Below are 11,324 nucleotides of genomic sequence, written 5' to 3' on the forward strand. Positions count from 1 at the left end.
CTTCTCAAGTCATCAGTCATTTTCTACACGACGATCTGATACGTCTTTCAAAGGTGCCGGAAGCAGCTGACATCGGCGCCTATAGCCCCTCTTTTAGAGTTTGGCCTCATTTAAACCGAGACCAAATTCGATGCACATTCAACACAGATTCCGGCCCAAATATCTGGCACTCGCCATAGCACTGGCATTGGGTTGCACTGAATACTCAAGTGCCCAACAGCCAACCAATGACATTGAACCGACAATCCCCGGCGAAATGGTCGAGCACCAAGGTAAGGTTCCAGAGACAGACCTCATCGGCAGGCTCCAGGCCCTTATCACCGCTGATACCACGGTGCTCAAGGAAGTTGATTCGGCTCACCCTGCAACAAAAGGCGTATCCCTGAAACTGGGCGACAGCGATGACCTCCTCATCATCAGGAATGGAGCTAGCTTTGAAGGCCGGGTCGATGGGGGTAAAGGCGAAAACGTCATACAACTTGCTGCAGCTGAGGGCGGCGGCGAATTGGGCAATACTCGTAACTTTGACGGCCTGTATGTCACACAAGGAACGTGGTTGCTGAACAGTGTGGGGGATTTCAAACAAGGCGTACTCGTACAGCAAGGCGGCACCCTGACCAACAATGGAAAAGTCGAAGGCAGCGCGCTAGTGAGTGGCAGTCTCTTCAACAAGGGCGATATCAAGGGCGATGTGATCGTCATGAAGGGGGGCAGTTTTGCAGGTGCTGGCAGTGTTGGGAGCCTGGATGTCTCCGGTCAGCTGAACGTCGATAAATTGAACGGTGCTCCACGGGTCAAAGGTGACCTGGTTATTTCTGACATCGGGGTACTTGCCTACGAAGTCTCTCCCGACGGTGGCGGGGAAACGATCAAGGTCAGCGGTAACGCCAACATCGAAGGCGCAACGCTCAAAGTCGTCGCGCTACCGGGTAATTATCTGGAAAACCGACAGTACACAATCATCAAGGCCGGTAGCATCACAGGTGAATTCGGCGTCATTAAAAACGATTTGGCGTACATGAAAGCAACCCCCCGTCGCTTCGCAAAATCGGTCGGGCTGACCTTCGAACGTAATGGCGAACCAATCGCGATCTTCGCAACCAACGATAATGGCCGAAACCTCGCTGAAAGCATTGAAGAAAACCAAGACATACCGAGCCTCCTGCTCTCTGATGACGATGTGCCCCCGGATTTCGTAGTTCACAATCAAGAGGCAGACACTGTCGAGACTCCCGCCGTATCACCGACTACAGCGCAAACTCCAGCCCCCTCTGCAGCGCCGACCGACAACGAACCAGCATTGGCCAATTCAACGCCAGCCACGTTGCCTCCATCAGAGCCTTTAGCGCATTTGCCACCCGATAATGTCGCCATCACTTCAGAGGTAACTGCCGGTACGACCGAAATCGACACTGCATCCATCGCAGCGCAGACGCCGACCACCCCTTCAATGCCAACCATTGCCGCCAATCCAGCTCCGACAACCCCGGCACCAACGCCTGCGACAAATCCCACGAGCCCTGCGCCCAAAACGGCTACTCCAACGAACGCAGCTGTCGCAGCCATACTCGCCACCGACAAAAAAACTGCGCCCTACGCCATCGAACAACTGGCCGGCGGCAGCATCCCCAACCTCGCGAAAGTGACGTTGAACAGCGACGCTCCCGTGAGCGCCTCGATGCTCGCGGCCATGCGCCAACTGAACAGTGCCGCCGCTTCTGGTGGCCGGAAAAGAGCACCTCAACTGGCGGCCGGTAACGAAGCCAATGGCCGCGTCTGGCTCCAGGCATTGGGACATGGCGGAAAACTGGATCGTGACTTCGATACCTTGAAACACTCCACCCAAGGTCTGGTCATGGGGACGGATTGGGCCGTCGACCACGAGTGGCGCATCGGCCTGATCGGCGGCAAATCCCAAACGCGCATGGACAGCCGAGAACTCGACGGTGATCTCGATAGCTGGCATCTGGGGGCCTATGCATTGCGTCAGAACGGTCCGATGTCTCTGCGTCTCGGCGCGACCTACAGCAACCACGACGGCAGCACAAAACGCCGCGTAGCCTTCAAGGGTTTCAGTGATCGCCTGGAAGGTCAGTACGATTCCAGCACCCAGCAGGCGTTTGCAGAAGTGGGCTATAACCTCGGCCGGGCTAACACCAGCATTGAGCCCTTCGCAGGTCTTGGCTACCAACGCTATCAGCGCAATGGCTACACGGAAAAAGGCGGCGCGGCGGCGTTGAAGGTCGATGGTCAGGAACAGAACAACCTCAACAGCACCTTTGGTCTGAGACTGGCGAAGATCAATACCCTGGATAACGGCATGCAACTGACGCCACGGTTCAGTGCCAGCTGGAAACATACCTACGGAGAGATCGCCACAGAAACCCGCCAACGGTTGATCACGGGTGGTCGCAAGTACACCGTTTCCGGTGCGCCGCTGGATCGGGACAGCCTGATGGTGGACGCGGGGCTGGAGTTGGGGCTTTCGGCGCGACAGACGCTGGGCGTCGGCGTAAATGGCGAGATGGCAACCGACAGCCGAAACCATGGCGCAACGGCTCAGTGGCGGATGACCTTCTAAAAACCGTCTCCACAAATCCCGGACGAAAAAAAGGGGAGCACATGCCCCCCCGAGGTTTAAAGCGTTGTATCGAGGCTGTTAAATCAGCCTTCGATCTCGATCAGGATTTCGCCCGGGTTGACCCGGTCGCCCTTGGCCACATGAATGGCGGTGACTTTACCGGCGATGGCAGCCTGGACTTCGGTTTCCATCTTCATCGCTTCGGTGATCAGCACAGCCTGGCCAGCCTTGACGGTGTCGCCTTCCTTGACCAGCACATCAACGATGTTGCCCGGCATGGTGGTGCTGACGTGGCCCGGTGCAGTGGCTTGCTTGCGCTTGCTGCCACCACCACCGACGAATTCGTTGAGCGGTTCGAACACCACTTCTTCCGGCATGCCGTCGATGGACAGATAGAAGTGACGCTTGCCTTCGGCCTTGACGCCCACACCGGTGATGTCGACGCGGTAGGTTTCGCCGTGAACGTCGATGACGAACTCGGTCGGCACGCCTTCGCCGCCCGCCGAAGCCACCTTGCCGGCTTCCGGAATCGGCAGCAGCACTTCAGGTGTCAGGGTTCCAGCCGCGCGTTCTTCGAGGAACTTGCGACCGATGTCCGGGAACATGGCGAAGGTCAGCACGTCTTCTTCAGACTTGGCCAGAGCGCCGATGTCGGCACGCAGCTTGGCCATTTCCGGCTTGAGCAGATCGGCTGGGCGAACGTCGATCACTTCTTCGCTGCCGATGGCCTGGCGACGCAGTTGTTCGTTCACGATGCCCGGCGCTTTGCCGTAGCCGCCTTGCAGGTACAGCTTCACTTCGTTGGTGATGGTCTTGTAGCGCTCGCCGGCCAGAACGTTGAAGAACGCCTGGGTACCAACGATTTGCGAAGTCGGGGTCACCAAAGGAGGGAAACCGAGGTCTTCACGAACACGCGGGATTTCAGCCAGCACTTCGCTCATGCGGTTCAGTGCGCCCTGCTCTTTCAACTGGTTGGCCAGGTTGGAAATCATCCCGCCCGGCACCTGGTTGACTTGAACACGGGTGTCGACGGCAGTGAATTCGCTTTCGAACTGGTGGTACTTCTTGCGCACGGCGTAGAAGTACAGGCCGATCTCTTGCAACAGCTCCAGGTTCAGGCCGGTGTCGAACTCGCTGCCTTTAAGGGCGGCGACCATCGATTCGGTGCCCGGGTGGCTGGTGCCCCAAGCGAAGCTGGAGATCGCGGTATCGATGTGATCGGCACCGTTTTCGATGGCCTTCATCTGGCACATCGCGGCCAGGCCAGCGGTGTCGTGCGAGTGGATGAACACGGGCAGCGATTGCTCGCTTTTTAGAGCCTTGACCAACTCGCCGGTGGCGTACGGGGTCAGCAGTCCAGCCATGTCCTTGATCGCCACCGAGTCGCAACCCATGGCTTCCATTTGCTTGGCCTGGTTTACGAAGGCCTCTATGGTGTGCACCGGACTGGTGGTGTAGGCGATGGTGCCTTGGGCGTGTTTGCCGGCGGCTTTCACGGCTTCGATGGCCACGCGCAGGTTACGCACGTCGTTCATGGCGTCGAAGATGCGGAACACGTCGATGCCGTTGACAGCTGCCTTGGCGACGAAGGCCTTGACCACGTCGTCGCTGTAGTGGCGGTAGCCCAACAGGTTCTGACCGCGCAACAGCATTTGCAGGCGAGTGTTAGGCAGCGCGGCGCGCAGCTGGCGCAGACGCTCCCACGGATCTTCTTTGAGGAAACGTACACAGGCGTCGAACGTTGCGCCGCCCCAGCATTCCAGCGACCAGTAGCCGACTTTGTCGAGCTTGTCGCAGATCGGCAGCATGTCTTCGGTGCGCATGCGGGTCGCGAGCAGCGATTGGTGGGCGTCGCGCAGGATTGTGTCGGTAACGTGGATTTGCTTGCTCATTATTCTATTCCTCACAGGCCTGCGTGGGCGGCGATGGCGGCGGCGATGGCCAGGGCCAGCTCTTCGGGTTTGCGCTTGATCGAGTAGTTGGTCAGTTCAGGGTGGCTTTCAACGAAGCTGGTGTTGAACTGGCCGCTACGGAATTCCGGGTTGCGCAGGATTTCCTGGTAGTACGCGGCGGTGGTCTTGACCCCTTGCAGACGCATGTCGTCGAGGGCGCGCAAGCCACGGTCCATCGCCTCTTCCCAGGTCAGCGCCCACACCACCAGTTTCAGGCACATCGAGTCGTAGTACGGCGGAATGGTGTAGCCGGTATAGATCGCTGTGTCGGTGCGCACACCGGGGCCGCCGGGTGCGTAATAACGGGTGATCTTGCCGAAGCTCGGCAGGAAGTTGTTCTTCGGGTCTTCGGCGTTGATCCGGAATTGCAGGGCGAAACCACGGTGGTGGATGTCTTCCTGTTTCACCGAAAGCGGCAGGCCGGAGGCAATGCGAATCTGCTCGCGGACAATGTCGATGCCAGTGATTTCTTCGGTGATGGTGTGTTCCACCTGCACCCGGGTGTTCATTTCCATGAAGTACACCTCGCCCTCGGCGAGCAGGAACTCCACGGTGCCGGCGTTCTCGTAACCCACGGCCTTGGCTGCACGCACCGACAGGTCACCAATGTAGGCGCGCTGTTCCGGGGTCAGTTGCGGGCTCGGGGCGATTTCGATCAGCTTCTGGTTGCGGCGCTGGATCGAGCAGTCACGCTCGAACAGGTGAACCACGTTGCCAAAGCTGTCGCCGAGGATCTGCGCTTCGATGTGCTTCGGATTGACGATGCACTTTTCCAGGAACACTTCCGCCGAACCGAAGGCCTTGGTGGCTTCGGAAATGACGCGCGGGAATGCTTGTTCGAGTTCTTCACGGCTGTTGCAGCGACGAATGCCGCGACCGCCACCACCGGAGGTGGCCTTGAGCATCACCGGGTAACCGATGCGATCGCCTTCGGTCAGGGCTTCTTCGATGCCCGACACGTTGCCTTCGGTGCCTGGAGTGACCGGCACGCCGGCCTTGATCATGCTGCGGCGAGCTTCAGTCTTGTCGCCCATGCGGCGAATCACTTCAGCCGATGGACCGATGAATTTGATCCCGCGTTCGGCGCAGATTTCCGCCAGTTCGGCGTTTTCCGAAAGGAAGCCGTAGCCTGGGTGAAGTGCGTCGCAACCGGTTTCCACCGCCAGGTTCACCAGCTTGCGCGGGTTCAGGTAGCCAGCCAGCGGCTCGGCACCAATGCTGTGGGCCTCATCTGCACGTTTAACGTGCAAAGCATGACGGTCGGCGTCGGAGTAGATCGCGACCGAGCGAATGCCCATTTCGGCACAGGCACGTACGATTCGTACGGCAATCTCACCACGGTTGGCGATCAGGATCTTTGTTATCACTTGGAGTTTCCCTTGAGCCGGTGGTACCCACGACCTGCTAGACCCAGGTCGACGCGTGACCAAATGTTTCAATTTAGTCGCAGGTCCACACTAGCGTGCACAAGGGATTAACAAAAATGAATAATTATTGGGTCATGCATAAGTAAAGACTTATAGTTGAGGCATCCCCAGCGACGCGAGCGCCTACATAATGCGTAAGTCATTGATGCGCCTGACATTGCGTCAATTGCAGATTTTCAACGAGGTCTGCGATTTACGTTCCTACAGCCGCGCAGCCGACGAAATGTCACTCACACAACCTGCCGTCAGCCTACAGATTCGTCAACTTGAGGAGCTGGTCGGTCAGCCATTGTTCGATTACGTCGGCAAAAAGCTTTACATGACCGAAGCCGCTGAAGCGTTACAGCGGGCCAGTCGGGACATTTTCGGGCGCCTGGAAAACCTCGACATGCAGCTGTCGGACATGCAGGGCTCGTTGCAGGGGCAATTGAAACTGGCGGTGGAATCCAGCGCCAAGTATTTCGTGCCGCACCTGTTTGCCGCATTCAAACGCCAGCACCCGGAAGTGAACCTGCAACTGACTGTAGTCAATCGCGGCCAAGTCATTCGACGCCTGTCGGACAATCGCGACGACCTGGTGATCATGTCCATGGTGCCGCAGGACATGGGGCTGGAATTCTTGCCCTTCCTCAATAATCCGATCGTCGCCGTGGCGCCTCCGAATCATCCACTGTGTCATCTGGGACCGTTGCGCTTGCAGGATCTGGAGCCCTACACATTGCTGCTGCGCGAACCCGGTTCCGGGACGCGGCTCGCCTGCGAAGAATACTTCAAAGAGAAACGTGTGCACTTCAACCAGACTCAGGAAGTCTCATCGGCCGAAGCCCAGCGCGAGTGTGTGTTGGCAGGCCTGGGCGTTGCGCTGTTGACGCGCCACGCCCTGAACCTTGAGTTGGCAACCGGCGGACTGATCGAATTACCGGTCGAAGAGCTTCCGTTAATGCGCAGTTGGTGTCTGGTGCAGGCCAAGGCAAAACGCCTGTCACCCGTGGCTCACGCCTTCCTTGCGTTTATTCGTAGCGAACGAATTCAGATCAGCGCGCTGGTTGAGCGTTTCGACGGGAAGTCGAGGGCGATGCCTGCCAGAAATTGAGTTCCAATTCAGGAAAGTCACCAATTTCGGCCAACAGCTGGCGGCGTTCACAGCGATCTTCGATGGCGCGGCGAAATTCCATGCGGCGCTGATCTTCTTGCTGACGACGGGTTTTGACAGCGCTGTTGCGTTCTTCGTAAGGGGCCATTTCGAGTCTCCCAAGGCGAGTACGGGAGTTTCAAGATAGGCGTGGGGGATGACGGTTTGGCGGCTTGGGTGTTACAGGCTGATGAAAATTGCTGCGTATTCGAGGACGCCATCGCGAGCAGGCTCGCTCCCACAGGAGATCGGGTCAAAGGTGGGAGCGAGCCTGCTCGCGATTAAGGTCGGAACGACCTTACGACGACGTCAGTCGTCCAGCGCTTTCACCGACTTGGGCGACAACCGCAAGCTGCGCAGACTGCGCTTCACGCTCTTGAGGTGGTTGACCAGGCTCGGGCCACGCGCCATGGCGACGCCCATCGCCAGCACATCGATCACCACAAGGTGGGCGATACGCGACGTCAGCGGCGTATAGATTTCGGTGTCTTCATGCACGTCGATCGCCAGGTTGACGGTGGACAGCTCGGCCAACGGTGTCTGGCTCGGGCATAGCGTGATCAACGAAGCGCCGCTTTCGCGCACCAGGTTAGCGGTGATCAGCAAATCCTTGGAACGTCCGGACTGGGAAATGCAGATCGCCACGTCGGTCGGCTTCAACGTCACCGCCGACATCGCCTGCATGTGCGGGTCGGAATACGCCGCCGCCGTCAGCAGCAACCGGAAAAATTTGTGCTGGGCGTCTGCCGCTACCGCGCCGGAAGCGCCGAAACCGTAGAACTCGACACGCTGAGCCTGGGACATCAACGTCACGGCTCGCTGCAATTCCAGCGGATCGAGCTTCTCGCGAACCTCCATCAGTGTATGCAGGGTGGTGTCGAAGATTTTCAGGCTGTAGTCGGCGACCGAATCGTCTTCGTGGATCGCGAACTGCCCGAAACTCGCACCCGCTGCCAGGCTCTGGGCGAGCTTCAGCTTCAGATCCTGAAACCCGGAACAACCGATGGCACGGCAAAAACGCACGATGGTCGGTTCACTGATACCCACGCTGTGGGCCAGGTCGGCCATGGAACTGTGCATCACGGCCGCAGGATCGAGCAGCACGTGGTCAGCGACCTTGAGCTCCGACTTGCGTAACAGGTGGCGAGACTGGGCGATGTGTTGCAGCAGATTCAAAGGGCTGGACTCTTTGTTATTGGCAGGCGCCGGGGATGTAGCACGCTTGTAGTTATACTACATGAATCGGCTTTTTGCCTGCTCAATGCGTAACTCGATGTCCCCATTTCACGCGTCGTACACTCCATGTAGCCCTACAGGGCCTTTTCACTCATATCTAGCAGCACGGCCAGATCCCTCGCTTCGACCGGCCGACTGATCAAATACCCCTGAACCTCATCGCAGCGCTCTTTCCTCAGAAACTCGAGCTGCTCCTCTCGCTCCACGCCTTCAGCCACCACCTTCAATGACAAGCCATGCGCCATGGCGATGATCGCGCGGGTGATCGCCGAATCTGCTGTGCCCTCCCCCAGTCCGCGGATAAACGCCTGATCGATCTTCACGTAATCCACTGGAATGCGCTTGAGGTAGCTCAAGGACGAGTAACCGGTGCCAAAATCATCGATCGCCAGTTTCACCCCAAGATCACGTAACTGCTGGAACGTCGCGATGATGTGCTCGACGTTGTCCAGCAACTGGCTTTCGGTCAGTTCCAGCTCCAACAAGTGCGGCGCCAGCCCGGTTTCTTCCAGCACCTGCCGCACCAGACTGACCAGCTTGCCTTGGCGTAACTGATACACCGACAAATTGACTGACACCCGAATCGGCTCAAGCCCTTGGCGCTGCCACTCGCAGGCTTGCCAGCAGGCCTGGCGCAACACAAATTCGCCGATCGGACCAATCAACCCGGTTTCTTCGGCCAGCCCGATAAAGTCCCCTGGCGGCACGCGCCCCATGGTCGGATGATCCCAGCGCACCAGTGCTTCGGCAGCATTCAGCCGCCCCGTGGCCAGGCACAGTTTCGGTTGGTAAAACACCTTGAGCTGCTGCTCCTCGATGGCTTTACGCAGCTGGTTTTCCAGATTCAAACGCTCCATCGTGCTGGCCTGCAAGCTGTCGGTATAGAACTGGAAATTGTTACCGCCCAAATGTTTGGCATGTTGCATGGCCATGTTCGATTGATTGACCAGTGCCGAAATTTCCCGGGCGTTGTCTGGAAGCAGACTGATGCCCATGGAGGCACTGATCACCAACTCATGCCCATTGACCGCGATCGGTACCCGCAGTTTGGTTGCCAATCGTGTCGCCACCCGCGCCAGGCTCGAGAGGTTGCCGTAAGAGTTGAACAGCACGGCGAACTCATCGCCCGACAGCCGAGCGATGGTGTCGGCCTCCGGCAGCGCGTTGACCAGGCGACGGGCCATCTTCTGTAACAACTGGTCGGCGATTTCATGGCCCAGGCTGTCATTGAGCAACTTGAAGCGGTCCAGATTGATATGCAGCAACGCCAAACTGCGATAACCGCCCTGGCGCACCCGTTGATGCGCCTCGCTGAGCCGTTCACGGAACAGCGACCGGTTCGCCAGCCCGGTGAGTTCGTCGTAATGGGTCAGGTATCGCATGCGCTCTTCAGATTCGCGCCTTGCGGAGAGATCAGCAAAGAAGCCGACAATATGACTGACCCTTCCCCGAGGATCGCGAACCATATTCAGCTGCAGCCATTGTGGATACATTTCACCGTTTTTACGGGTCTCTACGAGCTCTCCCTGCCAACTGCCATGCTGCTCCAGCGCCTGATGGATGGTTGCGTAATGACGGCGTGCGTCGCGGCTGCACGGCAACTCGACCACGTTGCGCCCAAGAATCTCTTCGATGTCGTAACCGGTCACCTGACTAAAGGCCTGGTTGACCGCGAGCAACGCGTATTGGGGGTCGAAAATCACGATGCCTTCGCTGGCTGCTTCAAACACTGTCGCTGCCAGTTGCTGCTGCTCTTCCATGGCCTTGCTGACGCTGATGTCGCGGCGCGTCCCGACCATGCGGATCACCCGGCCGTTTGCGCTGCGCTCGACCGCTCGCCCTCGGTCCTCGATCCAGACCCAATGACCCGCGCCATGGCGCACACGGTACTCGACCTGATAATCCTCGCTGCGCCCCTTCAAATGCTCGACCAGTGCTCGCCGCAGGGCCGGAAGGTCGTCGGGGTGCAAGCGCGGCTTGAGGTGGCGTAGCATCGCGGTCACGTGATCGGGCTCGAGCCCAAACAACTCTTGAATCTGCGTGTGATGCACTTCGTCGGTTTGCAGGTTCCAGTCCCACAACCCGAGTTCGCTGGCTTTCAAGGCCAGTGCCAGACGCGCCTCACTTTTGCTCAAGGCCTGATTGGCCGCGTCCAGCTCCAGGCTGCGCTGGGCAACACGGCTTTCCAGTTCGATCTGAATCTGCCGCAGTTCATCCTCGGCCCGTCGGCGCTGGTCGATTTCCTGGGCCAGCTTCTGATTGAGCTGGTCGCTGTCGTTTTGAGCCTGCTGCAAATGCTCGATCAGCGCCTGGTTCTGAAAACGCCGTAACAGTCCACGATCGATCACCCGATTGACTTGCCAGGCCACTACGCTCAACGCGCCGAGCAGGATCAGGCCAAACCATCCCCAGCCGTGCTGTTGTTCGTCACCGCCCCAAAACATATAGGCAATGGCCGGCAACAGGCAGGGCAAGACAAAGGACAGGAAGGCCGGCAAGCTGACCGCGTAGGCCACGCTGGCCGAGAGCGCTGCGGCACCGATCAGGCCGAACACCCAGGCTTGCTGGATGAAGTTATCGGCCGGTACCAGGGCGATACCGGCGCCGGCCAGGGTCAGCCCGGTCAGGCCCGAACCGAGCAAGAACATGCGACGCCAGATTGGATTGGCCTGACGGTGAGGAATGGCCGAGTCAAAAGCGGCGACCTGAATGACCCGCAGGGCCACCAGCGACAACAACCAGATCAACCACACACTGAGCAGAAAATAGCGCTGCGGGCTCCAGAGCAATCCGGCACACACCAGGCCATTGATCAGCATGAACAAAGTGGGCAACAAGGAACCCTGATACAGCAGGCGCGTGCGTTCGACCGCCATTTCCAGGACGTACTGTTTGCGGATAACCCGGGGCTCCACAGTGGGGCCCGACAGGTCGGAGCTGAGGGTCATAGGCAATGTTCTTGTTCTTATAATGATGAGCATGGGCCCGAAACGTCG

General features: G+C 58.5%; 7 protein-coding genes. 2 read left to right on the forward strand and 5 right to left on the reverse strand.

Annotated features, from left to right (window positions below; all coding sequences use genetic code 11):
* The first annotated feature begins 130 nt into the window (after positions 1-130).
* Positions 131-2,581, forward strand: a complete 2,451-nt coding sequence (locus QYH43_RS12185; protein ID WP_301157120.1) for an autotransporter domain-containing protein — start codon at positions 131-133, stop codon at positions 2,579-2,581.
* A gap of 83 nt (positions 2,582-2,664) precedes the next feature.
* Here the strand turns inward: QYH43_RS12185 and oadA are convergent, their stop codons facing one another.
* The gene (oadA, locus tag QYH43_RS12190; protein ID WP_095057891.1) at positions 2,665-4,473 is read right to left on the reverse strand and encodes a sodium-extruding oxaloacetate decarboxylase subunit alpha; all 1,809 of its coding nucleotides are present in this window, start codon (positions 4,471-4,473) and stop codon (positions 2,665-2,667) included.
* Positions 4,474-4,484: 11 nt separating this feature from the next.
* Positions 4,485-5,900, reverse strand: coding sequence for an acetyl-CoA carboxylase biotin carboxylase subunit (locus tag QYH43_RS12195; RefSeq protein ID WP_008045577.1), 1,416 nt, complete (start codon positions 5,898-5,900; stop codon positions 4,485-4,487).
* A gap of 190 nt (positions 5,901-6,090) precedes the next feature.
* Here QYH43_RS12195 and QYH43_RS12200 point away from each other — a divergent pair, with 190 nt between their 5' ends.
* On the forward strand, positions 6,091-7,053 hold the full coding sequence (locus QYH43_RS12200) for a LysR family transcriptional regulator (protein ID WP_095057892.1): 963 nt from the start codon (positions 6,091-6,093) through the stop codon (positions 7,051-7,053).
* Here QYH43_RS12200 and QYH43_RS12205 read toward each other — a convergent pair.
* The 3 genes from QYH43_RS12205 to QYH43_RS12215 all read right to left on the reverse strand — a co-directional run bounded on the left by QYH43_RS12205 (position 6,995) and on the right by QYH43_RS12215 (position 11,276).
* On the reverse strand, positions 6,995-7,201 hold the full coding sequence (locus QYH43_RS12205) for a PA3496 family putative envelope integrity protein (protein WP_095057893.1): 207 nt from the start codon (positions 7,199-7,201) through the stop codon (positions 6,995-6,997). The genes QYH43_RS12200 and QYH43_RS12205 overlap by 59 nt on opposite strands.
* Positions 7,202-7,401: 200 nt before the next feature.
* Entirely contained in the window at positions 7,402-8,268 is an 867-nt protein-coding gene (gene hexR / locus QYH43_RS12210) for a transcriptional regulator HexR (RefSeq protein ID WP_007954250.1), read from the reverse strand.
* A 134-nt stretch (positions 8,269-8,402) separates the two neighbouring features.
* Positions 8,403-11,276 (reverse strand): EAL domain-containing protein, encoded by a 2,874-nt coding sequence (locus QYH43_RS12215; protein ID WP_301157121.1) that lies wholly within the window; start codon positions 11,274-11,276, stop codon positions 8,403-8,405.
* Positions 11,277-11,324 lie beyond the last annotated feature (48 nt).

The sequence above is a fragment of the Pseudomonas sp. C32 genome (assembly GCF_030417915.1).
GTDB lineage: Bacteria > Pseudomonadota > Gammaproteobacteria > Pseudomonadales > Pseudomonadaceae > Aquipseudomonas.

What these genes read in the sequence shown, in the direction of transcription:
- QYH43_RS12185 (WP_301157120.1), top strand. Translation starts at nt 131, where the DNA reads ATGCACATTCAACACAGATTCCGGCCCAAATATCTGGCACTCGCCATA.
- oadA (WP_095057891.1), bottom strand. Translation starts at nt 4,473, where the DNA reads ATGAGCAAGCAAATCCACGTTACCGACACAATCCTGCGCGACGCCCAC.
- QYH43_RS12200 (WP_095057892.1), top strand. Translation starts at nt 6,091, where the DNA reads ATGCGTAAGTCATTGATGCGCCTGACATTGCGTCAATTGCAGATTTTC.
- QYH43_RS12205 (WP_095057893.1), bottom strand. Translation starts at nt 7,201, where the DNA reads ATGGCCCCTTACGAAGAACGCAACAGCGCTGTCAAAACCCGTCGTCAG.
- QYH43_RS12215 (WP_301157121.1), bottom strand. Translation starts at nt 11,276, where the DNA reads ATGACCCTCAGCTCCGACCTGTCGGGCCCCACTGTGGAGCCCCGGGTT.